The 25,151-nt window shown below is 66.7% G+C and carries 24 protein-coding genes; 12 read left to right on the top strand and 12 right to left on the bottom strand.

What is annotated here, in order from left to right:
• Window positions 1–50 precede the first annotated feature (50 nt).
• Entirely contained in the window at window positions 51–1,097 is a 1,047-nt protein-coding gene (gene trpS / locus CUR21_RS17295) for a tryptophan--tRNA ligase (protein ID WP_100198436.1), read from the bottom strand.
• A gap of 89 nt (window positions 1,098–1,186) precedes the next feature.
• Here trpS and CUR21_RS17290 point away from each other — a divergent pair, with 89 nt between their 5' ends.
• The gene (locus tag CUR21_RS17290) at window positions 1,187–1,873 is read left to right on the top strand and encodes a rhomboid family intramembrane serine protease (RefSeq protein WP_100198320.1); all 687 of its coding nucleotides are present in this window, start codon (window positions 1,187–1,189) and stop codon (window positions 1,871–1,873) included.
• 124 nt (window positions 1,874–1,997) lie between these two features.
• Here CUR21_RS17290 and murJ read toward each other — a convergent pair whose 3' ends face one another.
• The 3 genes from murJ to CUR21_RS17275 all read right to left on the bottom strand — a co-directional run bounded on the left by murJ (window position 1,998) and on the right by CUR21_RS17275 (window position 7,564).
• On the bottom strand, window positions 1,998–3,545 hold the full coding sequence (murJ, locus tag CUR21_RS17285) for a murein biosynthesis integral membrane protein MurJ (RefSeq protein WP_100198319.1): 1,548 nt from the start codon (window positions 3,543–3,545) through the stop codon (window positions 1,998–2,000).
• Window positions 3,542–6,277, bottom strand: coding sequence for a [protein-PII] uridylyltransferase (locus CUR21_RS17280; protein WP_232622857.1), 2,736 nt, complete (start codon window positions 6,275–6,277; stop codon window positions 3,542–3,544). Before CUR21_RS17280 ends, murJ begins: the two co-directional genes overlap by 4 nt.
• Before the next feature lie 108 nt (window positions 6,278–6,385).
• Window positions 6,386–7,564 carry a penicillin-binding protein activator gene (locus CUR21_RS17275; RefSeq protein WP_100198317.1) on the bottom strand — a complete coding sequence of 393 codons (1,179 nt, stop codon included), beginning with the start codon at window positions 7,562–7,564 and terminating at the stop codon, window positions 6,386–6,388.
• Between the two features lie 87 nt (window positions 7,565–7,651).
• Between CUR21_RS17275 and rsmI the strand changes: the two genes are divergently transcribed.
• Genes rsmI through gshB form a run of 3 tightly spaced genes read left to right on the top strand, consistent with a single transcriptional unit; the run spans window position 7,652 to window position 9,915 of the window.
• Window positions 7,652–8,563, top strand: a complete 912-nt coding sequence (gene rsmI / locus CUR21_RS17270; RefSeq protein ID WP_232622846.1) for a 16S rRNA (cytidine(1402)-2'-O)-methyltransferase — start codon at window positions 7,652–7,654, stop codon at window positions 8,561–8,563.
• Entirely contained in the window at window positions 8,560–8,913 is a 354-nt protein-coding gene (locus tag CUR21_RS17265; protein WP_100198316.1) for a YraN family protein, read from the top strand. The genes rsmI and CUR21_RS17265 overlap by 4 nt, the downstream gene beginning before the upstream one ends.
• Before the next feature lie 57 nt (window positions 8,914–8,970).
• Window positions 8,971–9,915 (top strand): glutathione synthase, encoded by a 945-nt coding sequence (gshB, locus tag CUR21_RS17260; RefSeq protein ID WP_100198315.1) that lies wholly within the window; start codon window positions 8,971–8,973, stop codon window positions 9,913–9,915.
• Between the two features lie 76 nt (window positions 9,916–9,991).
• On the opposite strand, the gene CUR21_RS17255 is transcribed toward gshB, so the two are convergent.
• The 4 genes from CUR21_RS17255 to cobU form a co-directional block, all read right to left on the bottom strand.
• A complete protein-coding gene (locus CUR21_RS17255) occupies window positions 9,992–11,506 on the bottom strand; it encodes a YifB family Mg chelatase-like AAA ATPase (protein WP_100198314.1) in 1,515 nt (504 codons plus the stop codon).
• 87 nt (window positions 11,507–11,593) lie between these two features.
• On the bottom strand, window positions 11,594–12,475 hold the full coding sequence (locus CUR21_RS17250; RefSeq protein WP_100198313.1) for a glutathione S-transferase: 882 nt from the start codon (window positions 12,473–12,475) through the stop codon (window positions 11,594–11,596).
• Between the two features lie 82 nt (window positions 12,476–12,557).
• Window positions 12,558–13,121 (bottom strand): histidine phosphatase family protein, encoded by a 564-nt coding sequence (locus CUR21_RS17245; protein ID WP_100198312.1) that lies wholly within the window; start codon window positions 13,119–13,121, stop codon window positions 12,558–12,560.
• Window positions 13,122–13,631, bottom strand: coding sequence for a bifunctional adenosylcobinamide kinase/adenosylcobinamide-phosphate guanylyltransferase (gene cobU / locus CUR21_RS17240; protein ID WP_232622845.1), 510 nt, complete (start codon window positions 13,629–13,631; stop codon window positions 13,122–13,124).
• Between the two features lie 134 nt (window positions 13,632–13,765).
• Between cobU and CUR21_RS17235 the strand changes: the two genes are divergently transcribed.
• The 7 genes from CUR21_RS17235 (at window position 13,766) to CUR21_RS17205 (ending at window position 20,000) form a co-directional block, all read left to right on the top strand.
• Window positions 13,766–14,644: an RNA polymerase factor sigma-32 gene (locus tag CUR21_RS17235; protein ID WP_100198310.1), complete on the top strand. Its 879-nt coding sequence runs from the start codon at window positions 13,766–13,768 to the stop codon at window positions 14,642–14,644.
• Window positions 14,641–15,435, top strand: a complete 795-nt coding sequence (locus CUR21_RS17230; RefSeq protein ID WP_100198309.1) for a ChaN family lipoprotein — start codon at window positions 14,641–14,643, stop codon at window positions 15,433–15,435. The genes CUR21_RS17235 and CUR21_RS17230 overlap by 4 nt, the downstream gene beginning before the upstream one ends.
• Window positions 15,436–15,496: 61 nt before the next feature.
• Entirely contained in the window at window positions 15,497–16,702 is a 1,206-nt protein-coding gene (gene coaBC, locus CUR21_RS17225; RefSeq protein WP_100198308.1) for a bifunctional phosphopantothenoylcysteine decarboxylase/phosphopantothenate--cysteine ligase CoaBC, read from the top strand.
• Window positions 16,699–17,166 (top strand): dUTP diphosphatase, encoded by a 468-nt coding sequence (dut, locus tag CUR21_RS17220; RefSeq protein WP_100198307.1) that lies wholly within the window; start codon window positions 16,699–16,701, stop codon window positions 17,164–17,166. The genes coaBC and dut overlap by 4 nt, the downstream gene beginning before the upstream one ends.
• Window positions 17,167–17,179: 13 nt before the next feature.
• Window positions 17,180–18,211 (top strand): molybdopterin-synthase adenylyltransferase MoeB, encoded by a 1,032-nt coding sequence (locus CUR21_RS17215; RefSeq protein WP_198431748.1) that lies wholly within the window; start codon window positions 17,180–17,182, stop codon window positions 18,209–18,211.
• A 154-nt stretch (window positions 18,212–18,365) separates the two neighbouring features.
• Window positions 18,366–19,163 (top strand): transporter substrate-binding domain-containing protein, encoded by a 798-nt coding sequence (locus CUR21_RS17210; RefSeq protein ID WP_100198306.1) that lies wholly within the window; start codon window positions 18,366–18,368, stop codon window positions 19,161–19,163.
• A 39-nt stretch (window positions 19,164–19,202) separates the two neighbouring features.
• Complete coding sequence (locus tag CUR21_RS17205; RefSeq protein WP_100198305.1) at window positions 19,203–20,000, top strand: amino acid ABC transporter permease; 798 nt, start codon at window positions 19,203–19,205, stop codon at window positions 19,998–20,000.
• A gap of 124 nt (window positions 20,001–20,124) precedes the next feature.
• On the opposite strand, the gene CUR21_RS17200 is transcribed toward CUR21_RS17205, so the two are convergent.
• A complete protein-coding gene (locus tag CUR21_RS17200; protein ID WP_100198304.1) occupies window positions 20,125–21,120 on the bottom strand; it encodes a YcjF family protein in 996 nt (331 codons plus the stop codon).
• Complete coding sequence (locus tag CUR21_RS17195; protein ID WP_100198303.1) at window positions 21,117–22,526, bottom strand: YcjX family protein; 1,410 nt, start codon at window positions 22,524–22,526, stop codon at window positions 21,117–21,119. Before CUR21_RS17195 ends, CUR21_RS17200 begins: the two co-directional genes overlap by 4 nt.
• Before the next feature lie 208 nt (window positions 22,527–22,734).
• Here CUR21_RS17195 and truA point away from each other — a divergent pair, with 208 nt between their 5' ends.
• Entirely contained in the window at window positions 22,735–23,541 is an 807-nt protein-coding gene (gene truA, locus CUR21_RS17190; RefSeq protein ID WP_100198433.1) for a tRNA pseudouridine(38-40) synthase TruA, read from the top strand.
• 32 nt (window positions 23,542–23,573) lie between these two features.
• On the opposite strand, the gene CUR21_RS17185 is transcribed toward truA, so the two are convergent.
• The gene (locus tag CUR21_RS17185) at window positions 23,574–24,338 is read right to left on the bottom strand and encodes an ABC transporter permease (protein WP_100198302.1); all 765 of its coding nucleotides are present in this window, start codon (window positions 24,336–24,338) and stop codon (window positions 23,574–23,576) included.
• Window positions 24,338–25,126, bottom strand: a complete 789-nt coding sequence (locus CUR21_RS17180; RefSeq protein WP_100198301.1) for an ABC transporter ATP-binding protein — start codon at window positions 25,124–25,126, stop codon at window positions 24,338–24,340. The genes CUR21_RS17185 and CUR21_RS17180 overlap by 1 nt, the downstream gene beginning before the upstream one ends.
• Window positions 25,127–25,151: the final 25 nt, after the last annotated feature.

Genomic DNA, 25,151 nt, shown 5'->3' with positions numbered 1-25,151 from the left:
ATCAACTTTCCCCGTGGGGAAACGGGGGCGGCAAGATGCCCCCCCGCGCATCAGCGTGCTTTGCGGATCATGCCGACGATGTCGTAGACTTGGTCCAGAACGGGCCGTGCAATGGCCTCCGCCCGGCCTGCGCCTTCGCCCAATATACGGTCGATCTCGGCCGGGTCCTGCATCAGCCGGTTCATCTCGGTGGTGATCGGCGCCATCACCGAGACGGCCAGATCGGCCAGCTTGGGCTTGAAGGTGCCGAATTGCGCGCCCGCGTTCTCGGCGATCACCTCTGCCGCGGTCATGCCAGACAGGGCCGCGTAAATGTTCACGAGGTTTCGCGCCTCGGGGCGGTCCTTCAAGCCGTCAAGGTGCGCTGGCAGCGGCTCCGGGTCGGTTTTGGCCTTGCGGATCTTGGTGGCGATGGCATCGGCATCATCGGTCAGGTTGATGCGGCTTTGGTCGGACGGGTCGGATTTCGACATCTTCTTGGTGCCGTCGCGCAAGGACATCACGCGCGTCGCGGCGCCCTCGATCAGCGGCTCGACGATGGGGAAGAAATCGACGCCGAAGTCATGGTTGAACTTGGCCGCGATGTCGCGGGTCAGTTCCAGATGCTGCTTCTGATCCTCGCCCACGGGCACATGGGTGGCGTGATAGGCCATGATGTCGGCGGCCATCAGCGCCGGGTAGGCGTAAAGCCCAAGAGAGGCGGCTTCGGCATTCTTGCCCGCCTTGTCCTTGAACTGGGTCATCCGGTTCATCCAGCCCAGACGCGCCACGCAGTTAAAGATCCACGCCAGTTCGGCATGGGCAGAGACTTGGCTTTGGTTGAACAGGATGGACCGCGCCGGATCGACGCCCGAGGCGATGAAGGCCGCCGCGCCTTCGCGGGTTTGCTGGCGCAGCTTGGCCGGATCTTGCCAGACGGTGATCGCATGCATGTCGACGAGGCAATAGATTGTCTCGATGCCTTCGTTCTGCTTTTCGGCGAAGCGTTTCAGAGCGCCGAGGTAATTGCCAAGCGTGAGCCCGCCCGAGGGCTGGATGCCTGAGAAAATCCGCGGCGGAAAGGCTTGCGGCGTTTGGACCGCCGAAGGCTCTGACATGGTCGTCTCCATCTGGATAAAGTGCTGAGGCTGGCGTAATCCATGGGCAAGGGGGCGTCAATCGGGGCGCCTTCGCGCAGGAGCATGCCATGCAGAACACAAACGCCGCCCCTTTGAACCCGTTGCCGGTGGTGGTGTGGGTGCTGGCCTTGCCGATGATCGCGATGGAATTGGTCCTGAGCGCTGCGGGCGCGGGGCTGGTGGGCGGGGCGGAGGGGATCGGCTGGCGGTTGCAGGCGCTGGAGCGCTTTGCCTTCTCGCCCGAGTTGATGCGGTATTTCCTCGACACCGGGCAGTATCCGCTGGAGGGGCTGCATCGGTTGGTGAGCTATCCCTTCGTGCATGGGGGGGTGACGCATGTGCTGTTCGTGGTCGTCATCCTGCTGGCCTTGGGGAAGATGGTGGGGGAGGTGTTCCGGTGGTGGGCGGTGCTGCTCATCTTCTTTGCCTCGGCCATCGTGGGGGCCTTGGTCTACACGCTGGTTCTGCCGGGGGTGCGCGCGCCTTTGATCGGGGGGTATCCTTCGGTCTATGGGTTGATCGGAGGGTTCACCTTCCTGTTGTGGGTGAACCTTGCGGCGGTGGGGGCCAACAAATACCGGGCCTTCACGCTCATCGGGTTCCTGCTGGGCATCCAGCTGATCTTTGGGCTGCTGTTCGGGGGCGGGTATGAGTGGGTGGCGGACCTGACCGGTTTTGCCACCGGATTTGCCCTGTCTTTCGTGGTCAGCCCGGGGGGCTGGGGGCGGGTGCTTGAGAAACTCCGCCAGCGGTAGTGCCCGCTGTGTTACACGCAGGGCAGTGCGGTGAAATCAAGGGGTTAGGATTTCGATTTAAGGCTCTGTTAAGGTTTGGCGCGAGGGCAAGCGCAAGCGCAGGCACAGGCGCAGTCGCGGCGGGTCAGCCGCGGTTGCGGCGCAGCGCCGATCTGAAATCAGACAAGTGAAACGCCCCGAGCAGGGTGCCCGCGCCGAAATAGGCCAGCACCCCTGCGAGGATCAGCAGCGCCAGCGCCGGGTAGCGCAGCCCGTCGGTGCCCAGCATCGGCGCCAGCGCCATCATCGCGACGAACAGCACCCCGCCCATCCCCAGCGCCGCCAGCACGATCCGCCACGCCCGCGCGCGAAAGCGGTCATCGAACTGCGCTTCGGGCCCCATGCCACGGCTTCCGCGCCAGAGTTGCCAGACCATGACCCAAGCCGAGAGCGTGGTGGCCAGTGCCGCCGCGACAAAACCGATCAGCGGCAACAGGCCCACGGCGATGATCGCATTCACGATCATGCAGATCACGGCATAGCGGAACGGCCGTTTCGTATCTTCGCGCGCATAATACAGCGGTTGCAGCATCTTTTGCAGCATGAAGGCGGGAAGGCCCAGACCATAGACCGCCAAGGCCATCGCGGTATTGGCGGTGTCATCGGGGCCAAAGGCGCCGCGCTCGAACAGCACCGCGCAGAGCGGCATCGCGATCACCACCAGCGCCACCGCCGAAGGAACCGTCAGCACCATGGCGAATTCGCTGCCCCGGTTGAAGCTGTCCCGCCCGCCTTGGGCATCCCCCGCCCGCAGGCGGCGCGAGAGATCGGGCAGGAGCACGGTGCCGATGGCGATGCCCACCACGCCCAAGGGAAGCTGATAAAGCCGGTCGGCGTAAGACAGCCAAGCGACCGCGCCATCGGTGAAGCTGGCGACCTGACGCCCCACAAGCAGGTTGATCTGCACCACCCCGCCCGCCAGCACAGCCGGGGCGGCGATGACGAACAGGCGCTTCAGTTCGGGCGTGAGCTTTGGCCATGTCGGCACCAGCGCAAAGCCCATGCGGGCTGCCGCCCACCACGTGAAGGCGAATTGCGCCACACCGGTGATCGGCACCGTCCACGCCAGTGTCAGGCCCATATCCCAGCCGAAGCGGTCGGCCATGAGCATGGCGGCGATGAACATGAGGTTCATCAGCACGGGCACGAAAGAGGCTTCGGTGAAGCGGCCAAAGGCATTGAGCACGCCCGAGAGCAGCGCGACGAGGCTGATGAAGAGAATGTAGGAAAAGCCGATCCGGCCATAAAGCACGGCCAGATCAAAGCGTTCATCGCCCGCAAAGCCCGAGGCCATGGCCCAGACCAGCCAAGGCATTGCCAAGGTGCCCAGCACCGAAAACACCAGCAAGATGCCCGCAAGCCCGCTGAACGCATCGCGGGCAAAGGTTTTGGGGTCTTCGCCGGCTTCCAGCTTTTTGGCGAACATCGGCACGAAAGCCATGTTGAAGGCGCCTTCGGCAAAGAAGCGGCGGAACATATTGGGCAAGGAGAAGGCGATCAGAAAGGCCTGCGCCACCGGGCCGGAACCAAGATAGGCGGCCATCAGGATGTCGCGGGCAAAGCCCGCGCCGCGCGACAGCAACGTCCAGCCGCCGACCACCATGATCGAGCGGATCAGGCGGATGGGTTTCATGTGGCGGCGCGCTCCCGGCCTTCGAGGATGGCTTGGCGCAGTTTCTTTTCCAAGGCGTCCTGCTTGGGTTTGGCGTGCATTTTCAACCCGAACATATCCTTGACGTAAAAGCTGTCGACCACCTGCGCGCCATAGGTCGCGATCACGGCGGAGGCAATATAGATGTTGTTGTTGGCCAGCGTGCGGGTGAGATCATAGAGCAGACCGGGACGGTCGCGGGTATCGACCTCGATGATGGTGTAGATATCCGAGCCTTCGTTGTCGAAGGTGATATGGGTGGGAAAGCGGAATTCGCTTTCGCGCTTTTTCACCTTGTCGCGGTCCTTGAGCGCGTCGCGGGCGACGACCTGACCGCGCAGGGTTTTGTCGATCATGCTGCGCAGGCGGGGCAGGCGGGCTTCGTCATAGGGTTTGCCTTCGCTGTCCTGCACCCAGAAAACGGCGGTGGCATAGCCATCTTTCGAGGTATAGGTGCGCGCATCCACCACATTGGCGCCCACAAGCGCCAGCGCACCGGCAAGGCGCGAGAAGATGCCCGGATGATCGGCCAGCGCAAAGGCGGCGCGGGTGGCATCGCGGTCGGGCTCGGGGTGCAGGTCGATGCGGATTTCATCATCGCCCAGTCCGCGCAAGAGACGGGCAAAGACGGCTTGGGTTTCCGTGGGCAGGCCTTGCCAATAGGGCGGGTAATGGCGGGCCAGTTCGGCGCGGATATCGGCCTGTGGCCAATCGGCCAGCGCGATGCGCAGCGCCTTTTTGCCTTCATCCTCGCGCTTGGTGCGGTTGACGTTTTCCAGCCCGTTTTCCAGCGCCTCGGCGGTTTCGTTGTAAAGCCTGCGCAGCAGCATGGCTTTCCAGTTGTTCCACGTGCCGGGGCCGACGCCACGGATGTCGCAGACGGTGAGCACGGTCAGCAGATCGAGCCGTTTGCGGGTTTTCACCGCCTTGGCAAAATCGCGCAGCGTGCGCGGATCGCCGATGTCACGCTTTTGCGCGACATCCGACATCAAGAGGTGATAGCGCACCAGCCATTCGACGGTTTCCACCTCTTCCGCCGTGAGGCCAAGCCGGGGCGCGATGCGCCGCGCCATCTGCGCGCCGATGATGGAATGGTCTTCGGGGCGGCCCTTGCCGATGTCATGCAGCAAAAGGGCGACGTAGAGCACCTTGCGGTTGACGCCGCCCGCGAGGATGCGCGAGGCGATGGGCAGTTCTTCCACCAGCTCGCCGCGTTCGATCTGGGCGAGGACGGAGATGCATTGGATGATGTGTTCGTCCACCGTGTAGTGGTGGTAGACGTTGAACTGCATCATGGCGACGATGCGTTCGAAATCGGGGATGAAGGCGCCGAGCACGCCAAGCTCGTTCATCCGGCGCAGCGCGCGTTCGGGGTTGCCGTGTTTGAGCAGCATGTCGGTGAAGAGCCGCACGGCCTCGGGGGTGTCGCGCACCGAATCGTCGATGAGTGAAAGATTGGCGGCGATCATCCGCATCACGTTGGGGTGCAGCAGATAGCCGGTGCGCAGGGCTTCTTCGAAGATGCGCAAGAGGTTGAGCGGGTCTTGCAGGAAGGCGACCTCATCCACCACATCGATGCGGCCTTGGATCAGGCGGTAGCCTTCGCGGACGCGTTTCTTGCGCTTGAAGATGCCGAAGAGGCTGGCTTCGGGCTTGGCGTGGCGGGCTTCGAGTTCGGTGAGGAAGATGCGGGTCAGCTCGCCCACGCGGGTGGCGTGGCGGAAGTAATCCTGCATGAAGATTTCCACCGCGCGGCGGCCACCGGCATCGCGGTAGCCCATGCGGTCGGCGACTTCGACCTGAAGGTCGAAGGTGAGCTGGTCCATGGCGCGGCCGGTGATGTAATGCAGATGGCAGCGCACGGCCCAGAGGAATTCTTCGGCGGTGCGGAAGGTTTCATATTCCTCGGGGCGGAACAGGCCGATGGCGACGAGTTCGCGGGCGGCGGGGACGCGGTGCAGGTATTTGCCGATCCAGTAGAGGGTTTGCAGATCGCGCAGGCCGCCCTTGCCCTCTTTGACGTTGGGTTCCAGCACATAGCGCTGACCGCCTTGGCGTTTGTGACGCTCGGCGCGTTCGGTGAGCTTGGCTTCGATGAATTCGGGGCCGGAGTTGCGGAACAGTTCGGCCCAGAGCCGGTCGCCGAGTTCGGTGGCCAGCGGCTGGTGACCGGCGATGAAACGGTGTTCGAGCAAGGCGGTGCGGATGGTGATGTCCTCGCGCCCGAGCCGGATGCAATCCTTGACGGTGCGGGTGGCGTGACCGACCTTCAGCTTCAGGTCCCACAGGATGTAGAGCATGGATTCCACCACGCTCTCTGCCCAAGGCGTGGTCTTCCACGGGGTGAGGAAGAGCAGATCGACGTCGGAGGCGGGGGCCATCTCGGCGCGGCCATAGCCGCCGACGGCGACGACGGCGATGCGCTCGGACTCGGTGGGGTTCGGGAGCGGGTGGAGCCAGCGGCAGGCGACTTCGAGCGCCACGCGCACCAGCCCATCGGTCAACACCGACTGGCCCAGCACCAGCGCGCGTGCGTCACGCGGGCGGCGGGTGAAGGCCTCGGCCAGCGCGGCGTTGCCACGGTGGCGCGCCTCGCTCAGGTGCTGCACGGCAAGGCTGCGCAGCGCCCGGCTGTCGGGCGCGGTGGCGGCCTCGGCGGCAATCGCGGAGAGGCAGGCCTTCGGGTCGAAGATCTGCGCGGGGGGGAGCAGCATGTCGGGCAGGGGAGCGGCGACAAGATCGCTCTCTGGCGCAGCCGTAAGGGCGGCGCCAGAGAGGGGCTGCGACGGCGGATGGGCCTGCGCCATCGGCGGGGTGCCGCCTTAGAAGCCGGCGCCGCCGAAGCTGCGCGGGGCGGGGTCAATGATCATGACCTGATTGTTGCGGATCTCGGCCACTGCGAGCCCGCGTTCGTTCTGCCCATCGGAGCGCAGGCGGAAGATGCCGTTGACCCCCACGAAGCCTGCCGATTGGGTGAGCGCCTGTCCGGTCAGCGCCGTGGCGCGGCCTTGCTTGAGCAGCGCGCCGATTGCCGCGATGCCATCATAGGCAAGGCCTGAAATCGGGTGCGGTGCCTCGCCGAAGGCGGCCTGATAGCGCGACTGATACTGCTGGTAAAGCGCCGGATCCGGCAGGGCGAACCAGCCCCCTTGCACGCCCGGCAGCGCGAGGGTCGCCTGCGGGATATCCCAGCGGGTCAGGCCGATGAACTGGGTGGCGGCGGGACCCATGCCATTGTCGGCCAGCAACTGGCTGATCAGCGGCAGGGCGCCTGCGGTATCGGCGGTGAGGAAGACGGCATCGGCGCTGGTGTCGCGCGCGGTGGCGGCGATGCGCGGCGCGGCCGACACGACGCCGTTTTGCGAGAATTCATAGGAATCGACCCCGACCACCGTGCCACCGGCGCGGGCAACGCCCTGTTCGATGGCGGCGCGGCCCAGCTGGCCTGCGGTGTTCTGGTCATGCACCACCATGATCCGGCGCTTGCCGTTGCGCACGGCATAGGTGGCCAGACGCGCGGCGGTGTTGCCGAAGGTGGGGCCGAGGATGAAGACATTGCCCCCCGCGATATCGGGATTGTTGGAAAAGGCCAGCACATTGACCCCTTGGGCGCGCGCGGCGGCCCCGGCGGCATTGGCCTCTTGCGCGAACACCGGGCCGAGGATGATCTTTGCCCCGTCGGCGATGGCCTGCGTGGTCATCGCCTGTGCGGTCGCCGGCTGGCCGGACGTGTTGTAGACGCGCAGGTCGATGCGGTTGGTGCCCAGATCCGAGACGGCGAGCCGCGCCGCATTCTGCAAGGAGCGCGCCAGAAGCTCGTCACTGGCCTGACCGGAGCCCGAGGGCACCAGAAGCGCGACGACGACAGGGGCGGACGAATCGATGGCAGGACCGCTGGCCCCCGGGCCGGCAGCGGGTTGGCAGGCCGCCAAGGCAAGCGCTGCGGCAGCAATGGCGGCACGACCCAGCGACTTGCGGGCCCGGCTCAGAACAGACAACATAAGGACTTCCTTTTCCCGAAAGGCGCAGCTTCTGAGGCTGAACTTACGGGCAATGGCGGACGAAGTAAACTTGTCAGGACCAGCCCGATGCCAGCCGAAAGCCCAAACCTGCCCGATATGCCTGCCTTTGTGGCCGCGGCCCGCCAGATCGCGCCGGGACTGCATTTCATCGCGACCCCGATCGGTGCGGCCCGCGACATCACGCTGCGGGCGCTGGATCTGCTGGCGGGGGCGGATGTGCTTGCGGCAGAAGACACGCGCAGCCTGAGACATCTGATGGAAATTCATGGCGTTGCGCTGAAAGACCGGCCGCTGGTGCCCTATCATGAGCACAATGAGGCGCAGGCGCTGCCGCGCTTGATGCGGGCGCTGCAGGAGGGAAAATCGGTGGTCTATGCCTCCGAGGCGGGCACGCCGCTGATCTCGGACCCCGGCTTCGGCCTGGCCCGCGCGGCGATCGGCGCGGGGCTGCCGGTGCTGGCCGCCCCCGGCGCTTCGGCGGTGCTGTGCGCGCTGACCGTGTCGGGCCTGCCCTCGGACCGCTTCTTGTTCGCAGGCTTTCCCCCAAGCGCCAAGGCCGCGCGCCGCAGCTTTCTGAGCGGACTCGCCCATGTCGGGGCGACGGTGATTTTGTATGAAAGCCCGAAGAGAATTCGGGAAACATTAATGGTCAGCGTGCAATGCTTCGGAGAAGAGAGACAGGCGGTGGTGTGCCGGGAACTGACGAAACGGTTTGAAGAGGTCACCCGGGGCACCTTGGGCGAACTTGTGGCCGCCTATGAAGGGCGGGATGTGAAGGGCGAAATCGTGTTGCTGATTGATCGCGGGGAAGCGGTGCAGGCCGATGCCGGAACGGTGGAGGCGGCGCTGGACCGCGCCTTGGCCACGATGACGGTGAAAGATGCCGCTGCGGCCATCGCCGATGCGTTCGGCATGCCAAAGCGTGATGTGTATCAACTTGCTTTGGCGCGGGGACGCGCGGGGGAGGAGGCAGAATGACAGGGCGCAGAAGCTTTCATGCCGGGGTTGCCGCCGAAGATCAGGTGGCGCGGCTTTACGATCGGTCCGGCCGTCCGGTGGTGGCGCGGCGCTGGCGCGGGCCCGGCGGAGAGATCGACCTGATCGCGCGTGACGGCGCCGAGGTGATTTTCATCGAAGTGAAGCAGGCGCGCAGCCATGCCATCGCGGCCGAGCGGGTGACTGCGCGGCAGATGGCGCGAATCACGGCCTCGGCCGCCTGTTTTCTGGGGGGGGAGCCTGCAGGGCAGGCCACGCCTGTGCGGTTTGACGTGGCGCTGGTGGATGGCGCCGGCCGGATCGCGGTGTTGGAAAACGCCTTCGCGGCCTGACGGTTTGCATCTTCCTTGGGTTTGCGCCAAAGCTTGCGCGATCACGGAGGATTGCCCATGCCGCTCAAGGTTGCCTTGCAGATGGACCCGATCGGGTCGGTCAATATCAATGCCGACAGCACGTTCCGCATTGCGCTGGAGGCGCAGGCGCGGGGCCATACGTTGTTTTATTACACGCCAGACCGCTTGGCCTTTGTTGAAGGTCGGGTGATGGCGCGGGGGTTCTGGATCGAGCTGCGGCGCGAGGTCGGGAACCATGTGAGTTACGGGCCCGAGGTGGAGGTGGACCTGTCGGAGATGGATGTGGTCTGGCTTCGGCAAGACCCGCCGTTTGACATGGGCTATATCACGACGACGCATCTGCTTGAGATGATTCATCCGCGGACCTTGGTGGTGAATGATCCGTTCTGGGTGCGCAACTTCCCGGAGAAGCTGCTGGTGCTGCGCTTTCCGGAGTTGACGCCGCCGACGGCGATTGCGCGGGATTTGCAGACGATCCGTGCCTTCAAGGCGCGGCATGGCGATATCATCCTGAAGCCGCTGTATGGAAATGGGGGCGCGGGGGTGTTTCGGCTGGACCCGAATGACCGCAATTTGGCCAGTCTGCATGAGATGTTCACTGGCATGAACCGCGAGCCGCTGATCGTGCAGAAGTTCTTGCCGGCGGTTTCGGCAGGGGACAAGCGGGTGATTCTGGTCAACGGGGAGCCGGTCGGGGCGATCAACCGCGTGCCACAGGACGGCGAGACCCGGTCAAACATGCATGCGGGCGGGCGCCCCGAGAAGGTGGGGCTGACCGCGCGGGATCTGGAGATCTGTGCCAAGATCGGTCCGGTGCTGCGCGACAATGGGCAGGTGTTTGTGGGCATTGACGTGATCGGTGATTGGCTGACCGAGATCAACGTGACCTCGCCCACCGGGATACAGGAGCTGGAGCGATTCGACGGCACCAATACGGCGGCGCGGATCTGGGAGGTGATCGAGGCGAAGCGCCGGGCCTAGCTGATACGAATTTTCTGCGAAAATTCGGGGGTGGGGCAGAGAGCAAATTTTCGCAGAAAATTTGTGGCCGGGGGTGCTATTCTTTGGCGGTGGGCGAGAAGCGGTAGCTGACCGCTTCGGCCACATGGGGCGCGCGGACTTGGGCGGAGGCGTCGAGGTCGGCGATGGTGCGCGCCACCCGCAGCACACGGTGATAGCCGCGTGCGGTGAGGCCCATGCGCTCGGCGACGCGGGTGATCAGCGCGCGGCCTTGGGCATCGGGGGTGGCCACCTCTTCCAGCCGGTGGCCTTCGAGATCGGCGTTCACACGCAGGCCGGGGGTGTCGGCGTAGCGGCTGGCTTGGCGGGCGCGGGCCGCGGCCACGCGGGCCGCGATGCTGGCCGATGAGTCGCCCGTTGCGGGCAGGTCGAGATCGGCATAGGCGACGGGGGGCACATCGACGCGCAGATCGAAGCGGTCCATCAGCGGGCCGGAGATGCGTCCCAGATAGTCGTCGCCGCAGAGCGGGGCCTTGGCGCAGGCGCGGGCCGGATCGGAGAGATAGCCGCAGCGGCAGGGGTTGGCGGCGGCGAGCAGCAGGAAGCGGCAGGGATAACGGATATGCGCATTGGCGCGGGCCACCATCACCTCGCCGGTTTCGATGGGTTGGCGCAGGGTTTCCAGAACCTGACGCGGGAATTCGGGGAATTCGTCCAGAAACAGCACCCCGTTATGGGCCAGCGAGATCTCACCGGGTTTGGCGCCTTTGCCGCCGCCCACGATCGCGGCCATCGAGGCGGTGTGGTGGGGTTCGCGAAACGGGCGGTCGCGGGAGATGCCGCCTTCGGACAAAAGCCCTGCCAGCGAGTGGATCATCGAGGTTTCCAAGGCCTCGACCGCCGAGAGGGGGGGCAGGATGCCGGGCAGGCGGGCGGCCAGCATCGATTTGCCAGAACCGGGCGTGCCCACCATCAGCATGTGGTGGCGGCCGGCCGCTGCGATTTCCAGCGCGCGCTTGGCGCGTTCTTGGCCTTTGACCTCGGCCATGTCGCGGCCGTTGCGGGCCGAGACCACCTCGCCCGCTTCGGCGGGGGGGAGGGGGCTTTGCCCGGTGTAGTGGCGCACCACCTCGTCCAGCGAGGCGGCGGCGAGCACTTCGGTGGCCCCCACCCATGCCGCTTCGGCGCCGCAGGCGCGCGGGCAGAGCAGCGCGCGGTCGCTGTCGGCGGCGGCCATGGCGGCGGGCAGGGCGCCGATCACCGCGATCAGGCGGCCATCCAGCGCGAGTTCTCCCAAGGCCACCGTGCCCTCCACCTCATCCCGGGGCAGGATGTCGATGGCGGCCAGCAAGGCCAGTGCGATGGGCAGATCGAAGTGTGACCCTTCTTTCGGCAGGTCGGCGGGCGAGAGGTTGATGGTGATTTTCTTGGTCGGAAGCGCGATCGACATGGCGCTGAGCGCGGCGCGCACCCGCTCTTTCGCTTCGGACACCGCCTTGTCGGGCAGGCCCACCACCGTGAAGGCGGGCATGCCGGGCGAGACGGCGCATTGCACCTCGACCAGACGCGCCTCGACCCCTTCGAAGGCCACTGTATAGGCTTTGGCGACCATGCCTTCCCCCGATCCCGTGGCAATGGGTTAACGGGGCAGGGTTAGCGATCGGTTAACGCCGCTGCGGCGCGCCTGTGCGGCGCCCCATTACAACAAGGCCATGAACTTCGGCCATGCCGCGGGGTCGGCCACGGTTTTGTCGCGGCAGAAGGCGTTGCAGAACCCAAAGCGGCGCCCTTGAAGCGCCAGCACATGGGTGACGGGCTGGCCGGAATAGGGGCAGGCGGTGTTTTCGGCCTCGGTTCCCTCTACGGCATGGGCGAGCAAGGGCGCGGGGCCGGGCCAAGCCCGGGTGGGGTAATCGCGGCGGTAAAACGCCTGATCGGCGCCATCGACAAGGCCCATTGCCCGCCATTGGCGGAAGGAGGGATGCGCCAGATGCGCCTGCACATAGGCCATGGCGCGCGGGCCGACCGGAAGGTTGTAGGTGGCGATGCGGGTGGCGACGGGGGCGAAGAACACATCGGCGGCGGAATAGGCGCCGCAAAGCCATGTGGCCGCGCCCGTTTGCTCCCCCGTTTGCTCCCATGCCCAGTCCCACAGGGTTTCGAGCCGCGCCAGATCATCCAGCACGCCTTGCGGGGGCGCGCAGTCGGTGTAGCTCACGCGGAGGTTCATCGGGCAATGGCTGCGCAGCGCGGTAAAGCCTGCGTGCATTTCGGCCGCCAGCACCCGGGCGATGGCGCGGGCCTTGGGGGTTTCGGGCCAGATCCCGGCCTGCGGGTGGCGCGAGGCCAGTTCTTCGGCAATCGCAAGGCTTTCGGGGATGACCACCCCGTCGGGCGTGCGGATGGTGGGCGCGGTGCGGGCCGGATGAAACTGCCGGAGCAGGGTGGGCAGTTCATCGGTATAAAGCCGCGCGCGGTGCAGGGTGACCGGAATGCCAAAGGCATCGAACAGCAGCCAGCCGCGCAAGCTCCAGCTGGAATAGGCGCGGTCGCCAATCACAAGATCATAAGGTTGGGTCATGGGCGGGGCCTTTCCGGTTGCTTTCCGCGCAGCGAGCGTCAGAGGCGGCGCAAAGGCAAGTGATGAATCTTGCGCAGGTCCATCACGGAATGTGATTGATGCGCGCGGCCTGCCAGCCTGCTGCGGTTTTGTGCAATTCGGTCACCGAAAGATTGTCGATCTTATGGGCAAAGACATCGGTGGCGGAGAGGCCAAGGCAGCATTGCAATGCGGCAAGGATGGCGCCGAAATGGCAGACGACGATGGTGGTGTCGGGCAGGCGGGCAAGGGCCGCGCCGATGCGGGCGGTGATGTCATCCCAGCTTTCGCCGCCCGGCGCGCGGATGGGGCCGGGGGTTTCCCAGAAGGCGCGGATATGGGCGGGATCGCCGGCCTCGGCCTGCGCAAAGGTTTGTTGCTCCCACGCGCCGAAGTGGAGTTCGCGCCATGACGGATCATGCGGCAGGCGGTGGCGGCCGGGGCGGGCGAGCGCGTCGGCGGTGGTGACGGCACGGGAGAGATCGGAGGAGATCAGGGCGGCATCGGCAGGAAGGTGGGCCGACAGCCGGGCGAGGGCGGCGGTGTCGGACAGATCGGCGGGCAGGTCGGTCCAGCCGATCATGGTTTTGGCATGGGTGGGACCATGGCGAACGAGATGCAGGCGCATCTAGAGCGCCCCCTCGGGCAAGGGCCCCTTGAGCGCGAAGGGCAGGCCCGCCATCACGCCGAGCACGCTGTCCGCGCGGGCGGCGATCTGCTGGTTCAAGCGGCCTTGGGCATCACGGAACTGCCGGGCAAGGGCGTTTTCGGGGACGATGCCCCAGCCCACCTCGTTCGAGACGATGACGATGGGGTCGGGGTGGGTGGTGAGGCTGTGGATCAGCGCGTCGCTGGCCAGGGCGAGGTCATCGCCCGCGAGCAGGTGGTTTGTCAGCCAGAGCGTGGCGCAATCGATCAGGATGGCGCTGCCGGGCGGGCAGGCGGCGAGGGCGGCGGCAAGGTCGGTCGGCGCCTCGCGCGTGTGCCAGTCGGGGCCACGGTCGGCGCGGTGCTGCGCGATGCGGGCGCGCATTTCATCGTCGAAGGCTTGGGCGGTGGCGATGTAGCTGCGGGGGCGGCGGCTGGCGGTGACGAGGCGTTCCGCGAGCCGCGATTTGCCCGAACGGGCGCCCCCCACGACCAGCGTTAGCGCGGGGAGAGAAAAAGTCGATGCAAGAAGTGATCCGGTTGGCGGCACGCGGCGTATAACCTTTCAAAAGCGGGATCTGAGCCGCAGTATTCTTGCGGCAAGCGAACACTGGGGGAAGCGAAATGGCACTGGACGGATATAGCGACCAAACCATGTCCCGCCAAGCGATGCGGGCTGAATTGCTGGATGCCGAGACGGAGTTGAAGCTGGCCTATGCGTGGCGCGACCAGCGCGACGAGCGGGCGCTGCATCGGTTGATCACGGCCTATATGCGCTTGGCGATCAGCATGGCAGCCAAGTTCCGCCGCTATGGCGCGCCGATGCCGGATCTGATTCAAGAGGCGTCCTTGGGCCTGATGAAGGCGGCGGACAAGTTTGATCCGGACCGTGGCGTGCGGTTTTCCACCTATGCGGTGTGGTGGATCAAGGCGAGCATTCAGGATTACGTGATGCGCAACTGGTCGATGGTGCGGACCGGTTCGACCAGCAGCCAGAAGGCCTTGTTCTTCAACCTGCGCCGGGTGCAGGCCAAGCTGGAGCGCGAGGCGGCACAGCGCGGTGAGGTGTTGGACCAGTTCCAGCTGCGGCAGATGGTGGCCACCGAGGTGGGCGTGCCGCTGGCCGATGTCGAGATGATGGAGGGGCGGCTGTCGGGGTCCGACTTCTCGCTCAACGCCACGCAGTCGAGCGATGAGGACGGGCGCGAGTGGATTGACGCGCTGGAGGATGATGCGGCGGGCGCGGCCGAGCAGGTGGAGCTGTCGCATGATGCCGAACGGCTGCGCGGCTGGCTGATCACCGCAATGCAGGCGCTGAACCCGCGCGAGCGGTTCATCGTGGCCGAGCGCAAGCTGCGTGAGGAGCCGCGCACGCTGGAAAGCCTTGGCGAAGAGCTGGGGCTGAGCAAGGAGCGGGTGCGGCAGCTGGAGGCGGCGGCATTCACCAAGATGCGGCGGAATCTGGAAACGCAGACGCGGGAAGTGCATCACTTCCTGCTATGAAAGGTGGGATTCTGGCCATCGCCCTGCTGGGCTGGGGCGCTGTGGCCCGGGCCGAGCAGATCACGCCTGATGTGCTGGATGCGATGCCGCGCGCCGATGTGGTGGTGCTGGGCGAGGTGCATGACAACCCGGACCACCATATGAATCAGGCGCGGGCGGTGTTTTCGCTGGCCCCGCGCGCGGTGGTGTGGGAGCAGTTGAGCGCGGATGCGGCGGAGCGGGTGCCGGAGGATCTGGGCGATGCAGAGGCCGTGGCGCGGGCGCTGGGCTGGGCCGAGAGTGGCTGGCCGGATTTCCAGATGTATTACCCGATTTTCGTGGCCGCCCGCGACGCACGGCATTACGGGGCAGAAGTGCCGCGTGCGCTTGCCCGGCGGTCGGTAACCGAAGGCGCGCTGGCGGTGATGCCGGGGGGGCCGGGACTTGCGCGCGTGCTGCCCGAGGCGGAGCAGGCCGCGCGCGAGGCCGAGCAGTTGGCGGCGCATTGCAACGCGATGCCGCCCGAGATCTTGCCCGGGATGGTGCAGGCGCAGCGGCTGCGTGACGCCTACCTTGCGCGGGCGGTCTTGCGCGCGCTGGAAGAGGTGGGGCCGCCGGTGGCGGTGATCACCGGATCGGGCCATGCGCGGCGCGATTGGGGGGTGCCTGCGGTGCTGGCCGAGGCGGCGCCGGGGGTGTCGGTGATTTCGGTCGGGCAGATGGAGGGCACCGCTCCGACGGAGGCGCCCTATGATCTTTGGCTGGTCACCGAGCCGATTTTGCGCGAAGACCCTTGCGACGCGTTCCGCTGAGGGGGTGTTGCCTTTGGCGCACATTGCGCCCTAACGTCCGGGGGCAAACAGGGGGCGCGGGATGCTGGCCGGAAAACGGGTGCTTTTGATCATCGGCGGCGGCATCGCGGCCTATAAGTCTCTGGAATTGATCCGGATTTTGCAAAAGGCGGGGGCAAGTGTGGTGCCGGTCCTGACGCGGGCGGGGGCGGAGTTCGTGACGCCGCTGAGCGTATCGGCGCTGGCCGGGCACAAGGTGTATCAGGATTTGTTCGATCTGACCGATGAGGCCGAGATGGGCCATATCCAGTTGAGCCGCGCGGCGGATCTGCTGGTGGTGGCTCCGGCGACGGCGGATCTGATGGCGAAGATGGCGGCGGGGCGGGCGGATGATCTGGCCTCGACCCTGCTCCTTGCGACGGACAAGCGGGTGCTGATCGCGCCTGCGATGAATGTGCGCATGTGGCAGCATCCGGCGACGCAGCGCAATCTGGCGCTGGTGCAAGGCGATGGCGTGCAGGTGGTGGGCCCCAATGCGGGCGAGATGGCCTGCGGCGAGTTCGGGCCGGGGCGGATGGCGGAACCGGCCGAGATTGTCGCGGCGGTGGAGGCGGCGCTGGGGGAGGGGCCGCTGGCCGGGCGGCATGTGATTGTGACCTCGGGGCCGACGCATGAGCCGATTGACCCGGTGCGCTATATCGCCAACCGCAGTTCCGGCGCGCAAGGCACGGCGATTGCGGCGGCCTTGCGCGATCTGGGGGCCAAAGTGACCTTTGTCACCGGGCCTGCGGCGGTGCCGCCACCCATGGGGGTGCGCGTGGTGCGGGTGGAGACGGCGGCCGAGATGCTCCGGGCTGTGCAGGCGGCCTTGCCTGCCGATGTGGCGGTGATGGCGGCGGCGGTGGCCGATTGGCGGGTGGCCAATGCGGGCGCGCAAAAGATGAAGAAGGACAGCGCGGGCCGTGCCCCGCAGCTTGAATTCGCGGAAAACCCCGACATTCTGGCCAGCGTGTCGCGCGGGGTGCCGCGTCCGGCCTTGGTGGTGGGCTTTGCCGCCGAGACAGAGCGGGTGGAAGAGCATGCGACTGCCAAGCGGCTGCGCAAGGGCTGTGACTGGATCGTGGCGAATGATGTGTCGCCCGCGACCGGGATCATGGGCGGCGCGGAAAACGCGGTGACGGTGATTTCCGAGGCCGGGGCCGAGGTCTGGCCGCGCATGGCCAAGGAGGCGGTGGCGCGGCGGCTGGCCGAAAAGATTGCGACAGAGATAGGAGCATTGGTGCCATGAGCCCGGTGGTGAAAATCGTGTTTGAAGACTGGGCGGACCGTGATTTGCCCTTGCCGCGCTATGAGACGCCGGGGGCGGCGGGGGCGGATATCCGCGCCAATCTGCCGCCCGAGATGCGTGGCACCGGCTTTACGCTGGCCCCGATGCAGCGGGCGATTTGCCCGACGGGCATCCGGGTGGAGATTCCGGTGGGGTTCGAGATGCAGATCCGCCCCCGTTCGGGGCTGGCCACCAAATCGGGGATCACCCTGCCCAATACGCCGGGCACGATTGACAGCGATTATCGCGGGCCTTTGGGGGTGGCTTTGGTGAACCTGAGCGATCAGCCCTATACGGTGCAGCATGGCGACCGGGTGGCGCAGATGATTGTGGCCCCGGTGGTGCAGGCGCGCTTTGCCGTGGTGGAGGCGCTGGACGATACGGCGCGCGGGTCAGGGGGCTTTGGCTCCACCGGGCGCGCGTGAGCGGGGGCGCGGCGTGATCGGGCTTTTGGGCTTTGCGGTGGTGTTTGGCGCGGGGCGCGTGCTGGGCTGGCCCGGGCGTTGGGTCTGGCTGGCGGCCTGGGGCTGGCTGGTGGTGTTGCTTCTGGCGCATTCCCCGGCGATGCCTGCGCAACTGGGGGATTTCGTCGGCGGCGATCTGCGCGGCTGGTTCCTGCTGGGGGTCTTGGCGGCGGTGGTGCGGATTTACCGCGCGGGGCTGGTGCGCTTGCGCGGACGGGTGGTGGCCCCGGTGGCCGAGGCGCCGCGAGGGGCGTTTTCACCGGTGGAGCTGGACCGCTATGCGCGCCACATCATGCTGCGCGAGATTGGCGGACCGGGGCAGAAGAGCCTGAAGGCCGCGCGGGTGCTGGTGGTGGGCGCGGGCGGGCTGGGAAGCCCGGCGCTGATGTATCTGGCGGCCAGCGGGGTGGGGGTGATCGGGGTGATCGATGGCGATGTGGTCGAAGGGTCGAACCTGCAACGTCAGATCATCCATGCCGATGCGCGAATCGGGATGCCGAAGGTGTTTTCCGCCGAGATCGCGATGAAGGCCTTGAACCCGTTCATCGAGGTGCGCCCCTATCATCGGCGGTTCGAGGCCGCCTTCGCGGCGGAGCTGGTGGCCGAATATGATCTGGTGCTGGACGGCACGGATAATTTTGACACCCGCTATCTGGTGAACCGGGTCTGCGCGGCGGCGGGCAAGCCGTTGATTGCAGCGGCGATCACGCAATGGGAAGGCCAGATCGGGGTTTATGATCCGGCGGCGGGGGGGCCGTGTTTCGAATGCGTCTTCCCCGAGCGCCCCGCACCTGGGATGGTGCCCAGCTGTGCCGAGGCCGGGGTGGCGGCGCCCTTGCCGGGGGTGATCGGGGCGATGATGGCGATGGAGGCGGTGAAGCATCTGACCGGGGCGGGCGAAGGCCTGACCGGACGCTTGCTGATTCACGACGCGCTTTATGCCCAGACGCGGGTGATTGGCGTGAAGCGGCGCCCGGGCTGTGCGGCATGCGGGGGCGGTGCCTGACGCGGGGCCGCCGCCGCAGGGGGCATCGAGCCCCCCGCAGCGGCGTTGCCACGGAGGGCTGCGACGTTTTGCGAAGCGGGCGGGCGGGGGCGCTCTTGCCGAGGGGGGGAGGCCGCGTCATAGTCTTGTCATCATCACTTCGGGAGCCTGACCCATGACGCCGACCCTTGCCTGTGCTGCCTTTGCCCTTGCTGCTCTTGCCCTGACCGCCCCTTTCGCGCAGGCGCAGGATCTGCCGGATCTGGGGGGGCGCGAGGTGGTGGTGGTGACAGAGAACGCCTATCCGCCCTTGCAGTTTCTGGACGCATCGGGCGCGGCGGTGGGCTGGGAATATGACGCGATGGCGGCGCTGGCCGAGCGGCTGAACTTTACCCCCCGCTATCAGACGATCTCCTGGGATGCGATGATCCCGGCGGTGTCGGAGGGGCAGTTCGACCTTGGCATGACCGGGATCACCATCCGCGAGGACCGCAAGGCGATGGTGGATTTCTCGGATCGCTACATGACCAGCGAGATGGTGATGCTGGTGCGCGGCGACGAGACACGGTTCAGCGATGCGGCGGGCTTTGCGGCGGATGCGGATCTGCTGATGGCGGCGCAGCCGGGGACGACGCCGTTCTATGTCGGGGTTTATGAGGTGCTGGATGGCAACGAGGCCAATCCGCGCGTGAAGCTGTTCGAGACCTTTGGCGCCACGGTCGAGGCGCTGCGGGCGGGCGATGTTGACTTGGTGCTGACCGATGGCACGGCGGGGCAGGGCTATGTCGATGCGTCCAACGGCGGGCTGAAGATCGTGGGCGACAAGCTGGGGACCGAGGATTTCGGCTTCATCTTCCCCAAGGGATCCGATCTGGTGGCGCCGATCAACGCCGGCATCGCGGCGCTGGAGGCGGATGGCACGCTGGAGGCGCTGAACACCAAGTGGTTCCTTGAGTATAAGATGGGCGAGTAAGGCCAAAAGCCCCGGCGCCGCTGCCGGGGCACGCGCGCCATGACGCCGCAAACCGCGCCTGACAAGGATTTTCCCTGGTGGCTGGTGATCCTTGTGATCACCGGCCTTGCGCTGTTCTGGCAGGTGATGTCGGACCCGGTCTATGGCGCGGTGCTCTCCACGCTGGCCAAGGGGATCGGCGTGACGGTGATCGTCGCGGTGGTCGCCTATCTGGGCGCCTGTGTGATCGGCCTTGGCCTTGCGGTGATGGGGCTGTCGCGCTTTGTCCTGCTGCGGCAGCTGGCGCGGCTTTATATCGAGATCATGCGGGGCGTGCCGATCCTGGTGCTTCTGCTTTACGTGGCCTTTGTGCTGGCGCCGCTCATGGTGGCGGCAGTCAATGCGGTGATCGAACCCTTGGGGCTGGAGCCTTGGCGCACCCGGGATTTCCCGTTGATCGCGCGGGCGGTGATCGCGCTGATGCTGGCCTATTCCGCCTTTCTGGCCGAAATCTTCCGTGCCGGGCTGCAGGCGGTGCCTGCGGGGCAGGTGGAAGCGGCGCAGGCGCTGGGCCTGAGTGGCTGGCAGCGCTTTCGCCACATCGTCTTTCCACAGGCTTTTCGCATGATCCTGCCGCCTTTGGGCAATGACTTTGTGGCGATGGTGAAAGACAGCTCGCTGGTGTCGGTGCTGGGGGTGACGGATGTGGCGCAGCTGGCCAAGGTGACGGCGGCGGCCAATTTCCGCTATTTCGAGACCTATAACGTGGCCGCGCTGATCTATCTGACGATGACGATCGGGCTGAGCCTGATCCTGCGCCGGGTCGAGTCGCGGTTGCGGGCGCAGGCTGACCGCTGAGCGGCGCTGTCGGATTTTGAGTATTTGAGAAAGGTGCAAATCCAAGAGCGCCCGCCTGATTTGCACCTTTTCCAAATACTCCCGCGCGGAGCGCATCCGACCGATGGCGAGATGTGCTGCGGGGTCAGGACTTGCGCGGGATGAGCCCTGCCAGCGCCCGGCTGACGGTGCCAGAGGTGGAGGGGCGTTCCACCGCGACAAAAGGCATCGGGCGGCACAGCTCGATGGCGGCAAGGCCCACGCGGGCGGTGAGCGCGCCATTGACCACACCTTCGCCAAAGCGGCGCGAGAGTTTTGCAAGCACGCCGCCGCCCGCGACCGAGCCGATCAGATCGTCCGTGAGCGCCAAAGCGCCGGCGGCCAGCAGCGAGGCGAAGACGCGGCGCAACAGGCCCCATGAGCCCAGCGCGCCCGAGCGCCCGCCGTAAATCTCGGCAATGCGGCGGACCATGCGCAGATTGGCCACCAGCGCCGTCGCCACATCCGCGAGCGCCAGTGGCACCAGCGCCGTGACCATCGCCACTTGGCGTGCCGCCGCCTCGACCTCGGCCCGGGCGCGGGCGTCGAGGGGGGGAAGAAGCTCTGCCTCGGCCAAGGAGAGGAGGGCATCGGCGTCAAGCACCTCGGCCTCACGCTCGGCGAGGCGGGCGCGGCCCCAGGCGGTGTCGGCGCGCGCGGCATAAAGCCCGGTGAGCGCCGCGACCGTGCGCCGCGCGGATTTCAGATCGGCGCTTTGGCGGGCGGTGCGCGCCGCTTGTCGCAGATGATCGAGCCGTTGCAGGCGCAGATAGGCAGACCATTCGCGCCCCGCCAGCAGGACAGCGGCCAGCAAGGCCAGCGCCAAGAGCACCCCCGCGACCCAGCCCAAGAGCGGGTTGCGGGCAAAGAGGCCGGTCACGAAATCATAGGCCGCGACCGAGAGGGCGAAGGTGAAGAAGGCGGTAAAGGCCCAGAGCGCAAAGCGCGCCAGCGGCGAGCGCGGCGCGCGGAGGCGGGCGGCCAGCTGCATGGCCTGACCTTGCGGCAGATCATCCGGCACCGGGGCGGCGGCGGCGGGATCGAGCTCTTCCTCCAGCTCGAGGATCAAGGGCTTGCGGGCGGGCGGGGGCAGGTCGGTCACAGCCGGTCTCCGATCAGGAATTCGGCGGCGCGGTCCAGTCGGATATGGGGCGGCCCTTCGCCGGGCCGCAGGGTCATGCGGGCGGGGGCAAAGCCCATCAGCGAGAAATCGGCATCCAGCCAGCGTTCCGCCCCTTCGCGCGCGGGGGCAAGGATGCGGGCGGGATCGCCGGGCAGATCGCCCGCATACATCGCGGCCTGTTTGCCGGTGGAGATCAGCCGCCCGCGCACCAGATCGAGCGGAGCGCCGTCGCGTTGCACCGAGTCTTCGACCGTGGCACGCAGGCTGGCCAGCGACAGCGCCATCGTGCGCGCGCCGGAAAAATCGGCGCGGCGGCGGGCATCGGACAACAGTGCCTCGGTGATCGCGGTGAGCGCCGGGTGCTGATGGTGGTGTAAATGGTCGGCCTTGGTGGCGGCAAAGAGGATCTTCTCGACCCGCTTGCCGCCCAGAATGCGGCTGAGCCAGCCATTCGCGCCCGGGCGGAAGGCCGAGAGGATCTCGGCCATGGTGCGGCGCAGGTCTTCCACCGCGCGCGGGCCCGCGTGGATGGCGCCCAGCACATCCATCAGCACCACCTGCCGGTCGATGCGCGAGAAATGTTCACGGAAAAAGGGTTTGACGACCTTGGCCTTATAGGCCTCGAACCGCCGCTCCATCTCGCGCCAGAGGCTGCCGCGCGGGGCGCTGGCGGGTTGCGGGATCGGCGCGAAGGTCAGCACGGGTGATCCCGCAAGCTCCCCCGGCAAGAGAAAGCGCCCGGGGGTGAGATCCGACCAGCCCTTGCCGCGTGCGGCGTTCAGATAGGCGGTGAAGGCGGCAGCAAGCGATTGCGCCCGCAGCTCATCCAGCGTGAGCGCCCCGTCCTCGGCCCGGGCCTCGGCCAGAAAGGCGGCGGCTTCGGGGCGCTTGGCGATGCGCTCCAGCGTTTCACTGGCCCAGCGGGTGTAGTCCTTGTCCAGAAGCGACAGGTCAAGCAGCCATTCGCCGGGGTAATCCACGATATCGAGATGCAGGCGGCCGGGTCCTGTCAGCCCGAGAAAGCCCGAGGGGCGCAGCCGGAAAGACAGGCGCAGTTCCGACACCGTACGGGTGGATTGCGGCCAGCGCGGATCGGCGCCCATCAGGGCGGTGAGATGGCTTTCGTAATCAAAGCGCGGCAAGGTCAGGTCGGGTTGGGGCTGCAAGAGCACGGTTTCGATCCGGCCTTGCGCCTGCGCCGTCAGCTGGGGCATCCGGCCCCGGTCCAGCAGATTGGCCACCAGCGCGGTGATGAACACGGTCTTGCCCGCGCCTGACAGGCCGGTGACGCCCAAGCGCAGGCTGGGGTCGAACAGATCGGTCACCGATCCGGTCAGCGCATCCACCCTGCGCGAGAGGCCATCGGTCAGAGAGGAGAGAACCACGTCAGAGTTTCCTTGTGCTGGGCCTTAACATAGGCATGGCGGCGGGCGCTGGGTAGGGGGGAGTGGTGGGGGCAATGGCGATGCCCTTCGGGCTTGCACCTTTCTGAAATACTCCCCGCGCGGAGCGCTCCTGCCCTTGCCGCCGGGCGCGGGGCTTCAGATGCATGACAGGCTTGCGGCGCAGGCCAAATCCGCTAAGACCAGCGCCATGCCCCGCTTTGCGCTGAAAATCGATTATGACGGCGGCCCGTTTCAGGGCTGGCAACGGCAGGCCGCCGGGCAGCCTTCGGTGCAGGCCACGGTGGAGGCCGCCTTGGCGCGGCTGGAGCCGGGGCCGCATACGATTGCCGCTGCGGGCCGGACGGATGCCGGGGTGCATGGCACCGGGCAGGTGGCGACGGTGGATCTGGCGCGCGACTGGTCGCCTTTCCGGCTGTCCGAGGCGTTGAACTGGCACATGAAGCCCGCGCCGGTGGCGGTGATTGCGGCGGCGCGGGTGGCGGATGATTTTCACGCGCGGTTCTCCGCGACCGAGCGGCGCTATCTGTTCCGGCTGGTGGCGCGGCGCGCGCCCGTCACGCATGACCGGGGGCGGGTGTGGCAGGTGCTGAACCCGCTGGACCTCAGGGCGATGCGGGCGGGGGCGGCGCAGTTGATCGGGCTGCATGATTTCACCACCTTTCGCTCGACCATGTGTCAGGCGGCGTCGCCGGTGAAGACGCTGGATGAGATCACCATCAGCGCGCATCCTTATGCCGGGGGGGTGGAATATCGCTTTGCGCTGCGGGCGCGGAGCTTTCTGCACAATCAGGTGCGCTCGATCGTTGGCACGCTGGAGCGGGTGGGGGCGGGCGGCTGGACGCCCGAGGATGTGGGCCGGGCCTTGGCGGCGCGCGACCGCGCGGCCTGTGGCCCCGTCTGCCCGCCGCAGGGCCTGTATCTGACCGGGGTGGGTTATCCGGTGGACCCGTTTGCCGCGCCTTTCGCGCCGGACGGGGCCGCCCTTCCCGCATGACCGCTGTCACCAGCGGCCCTGCGGGCTTTGCGTCAGCTTTGCGGGCGTTCGGCCCAGCCGGCGAAGATGCGTTCAAGCACCAGCACCGCGTAGTACAGCAGGATGCCAAGTGCGGCGAGCGCGATCAGCACCGCGAACATCAGCGGGTAATCGCCATTGGTTTCGCCGGATTTGAACAGCGCGCCAAGGCCGCGGCCGTGGGGGGCCACGATTTCCACCAGATTGGTGCCGATGAAGGCCAGCGTGACCGACACCTTCAGGGCGCCAAAGAACTCGGGCAGGGTCTTGGGCAAGGCGATCTTGCGAAAGATCGTGAGCCGCGAGGCGCCAAGGCTGCGCAGGATATCACGGTATTCGGGTTCCAGCGTGGACAGGCCGATGCCGACCGACACCGCGATGGGAAAGAAGCTGATCAGGAAGGCCATCAGCACGGTGTTGAAATCATGCTGGCCGATGAAGATGAGCGAGATCACGGGGACAAGCGTGGCCTTTGGAATGGCGTTAAACCCCACCAGAAGCGGGTAAAGCCCGTCGCGGGCGATCCGGGAGAAGCCCATCAGCATGCCGATCAGCGTGCCAAAGACCACCGCCAACCCAAGGCCCAGCACGGTGCGCCACAGGGTTTGCCAGCCCATTTCCAGAAACAGCCAGCGGAATTTCCAGAAGGCGGGCGGCAGATCGGAAGGGGAGGCCATCTTGTAATTGGGCCAGTCGTTGACCCAGACCAAGGCTTCCCATGCCAAGAGGAACAAAAGCACGGCGATCAGCGGCACGGCGATTTTCTGCGCGGTTTCCATCAATGCACCTCGCCGTCGCGGCCTTGGGCAATGCGGATCTGGTCGCGCAAGGTGTGCAGCATCTCTTGCGCGCGGGGCTGGTAGAGCACGTCGAGCTTGCGGTCGGCGGGCAGATCCACCTTGAGCACCATCTGGGTGCGCGCGGGCCGCCCTGATAGCACAAAGACCTGATCGCCAAGAAACACGGCCTCGCGCAGGTCATGGGTGATGAGCACGCATGTGAACGGCTCCGCCGCGCGCAGGTCGCGCATGGTTTGCCACAGATCTTCGCGCGTGAAATTGTCGAGCGCGCCGAAGGGTTCGTCCATGATGAGCACATCGGGCTTGTGGACGATGGCGCGGCACAGGCTGGCGCGTTGGCGCATCCCGCCGGAGAGTTCGCTGGGGCGCTTGCCCTCGAACCCCTTGAGGCCCACCATGTCGAGCAGATGGCGCGCGCGCGCCTCGCGCTCGGCCTGTGGCATGCGCGGGGCCACGATTTCCAGTGGCAGGATCACGTTTTGCAGGATGCTGCGCCATTCGAGCAGCACCGGATTCTGAAAGGCCATGCCCACGGTCTTGCGCGGGCTGGTGACGCGTTCGCCATGCAGCCAGACCTCGCCCTGATCGGGCTTCATCAGGCCCGCCACCAGCCGGGTGAGGGTGGATTTGCCGCAGCCCGAGGGGCCGACGACGGCGGCGAATTCGCCATGCGGCACGGCGATGTTGAGACCGTCGAGCACCGGAAGCGGGCCCGATTTGGTGCGGTAGGCGTGGGTGACGCCCTTGATGTCGATGAGATGGGTCATGAGGGGTGCCGCCCGGCGGGGCCGG

This window comes from Pseudorhodobacter sp. MZDSW-24AT, assembly GCF_002794355.1.
Lineage (GTDB): Bacteria > Pseudomonadota > Alphaproteobacteria > Rhodobacterales > Rhodobacteraceae > Pseudotabrizicola.
This window is presented reverse-complemented; position numbering and strand designations above follow the sequence as displayed.

Excerpts from the sequence above, each read along its gene's own strand:
- CUR21_RS17185 (WP_100198302.1), bottom strand. The coding sequence starts at position 24,338 with ATGGAAACCGCGCAGAAAATCGCCGTGCCGCTGATCGCCGTGCTTTTG.
- CUR21_RS17275 (WP_100198317.1), bottom strand. The coding sequence starts at position 7,564 with ATGTTGTCTGTTCTGAGCCGGGCCCGCAAGTCGCTGGGTCGTGCCGCC.
- CUR21_RS17290 (WP_100198320.1), top strand. The coding sequence starts at position 1,187 with ATGCAGAACACAAACGCCGCCCCTTTGAACCCGTTGCCGGTGGTGGTG.
- rsmI (WP_232622846.1), top strand. The coding sequence starts at position 7,652 with ATGCCAGCCGAAAGCCCAAACCTGCCCGATATGCCTGCCTTTGTGGCC.
- CUR21_RS17235 (WP_100198310.1), top strand. The coding sequence starts at position 13,766 with ATGGCACTGGACGGATATAGCGACCAAACCATGTCCCGCCAAGCGATG.
- CUR21_RS17205 (WP_100198305.1), top strand. The coding sequence starts at position 19,203 with ATGACGCCGCAAACCGCGCCTGACAAGGATTTTCCCTGGTGGCTGGTG.
- CUR21_RS17230 (WP_100198309.1), top strand. The coding sequence starts at position 14,641 with ATGAAAGGTGGGATTCTGGCCATCGCCCTGCTGGGCTGGGGCGCTGTG.
- truA (WP_100198433.1), top strand. The coding sequence starts at position 22,735 with ATGCCCCGCTTTGCGCTGAAAATCGATTATGACGGCGGCCCGTTTCAG.
- CUR21_RS17250 (WP_100198313.1), bottom strand. The coding sequence starts at position 12,475 with ATGACCCAACCTTATGATCTTGTGATTGGCGACCGCGCCTATTCCAGC.
- CUR21_RS17180 (WP_100198301.1), bottom strand. The coding sequence starts at position 25,126 with ATGACCCATCTCATCGACATCAAGGGCGTCACCCACGCCTACCGCACC.
- trpS (WP_100198436.1), bottom strand. The coding sequence starts at position 1,097 with ATGTCAGAGCCTTCGGCGGTCCAAACGCCGCAAGCCTTTCCGCCGCGG.
- CUR21_RS17255 (WP_100198314.1), bottom strand. The coding sequence starts at position 11,506 with ATGGTCGCCAAAGCCTATACAGTGGCCTTCGAAGGGGTCGAGGCGCGT.
- dut (WP_100198307.1), top strand. The coding sequence starts at position 16,699 with ATGAGCCCGGTGGTGAAAATCGTGTTTGAAGACTGGGCGGACCGTGAT.
- CUR21_RS17245 (WP_100198312.1), bottom strand. The coding sequence starts at position 13,121 with ATGCGCCTGCATCTCGTTCGCCATGGTCCCACCCATGCCAAAACCATG.
- CUR21_RS17265 (WP_100198316.1), top strand. The coding sequence starts at position 8,560 with ATGACAGGGCGCAGAAGCTTTCATGCCGGGGTTGCCGCCGAAGATCAG.
- CUR21_RS17210 (WP_100198306.1), top strand. The coding sequence starts at position 18,366 with ATGACGCCGACCCTTGCCTGTGCTGCCTTTGCCCTTGCTGCTCTTGCC.
- coaBC (WP_100198308.1), top strand. The coding sequence starts at position 15,497 with ATGCTGGCCGGAAAACGGGTGCTTTTGATCATCGGCGGCGGCATCGCG.
- murJ (WP_100198319.1), bottom strand. The coding sequence starts at position 3,545 with ATGAAACCCATCCGCCTGATCCGCTCGATCATGGTGGTCGGCGGCTGG.
- CUR21_RS17280 (WP_232622857.1), bottom strand. The coding sequence starts at position 6,277 with ATGCTGCTCCCCCCCGCGCAGATCTTCGACCCGAAGGCCTGCCTCTCC.
- gshB (WP_100198315.1), top strand. The coding sequence starts at position 8,971 with ATGCCGCTCAAGGTTGCCTTGCAGATGGACCCGATCGGGTCGGTCAAT.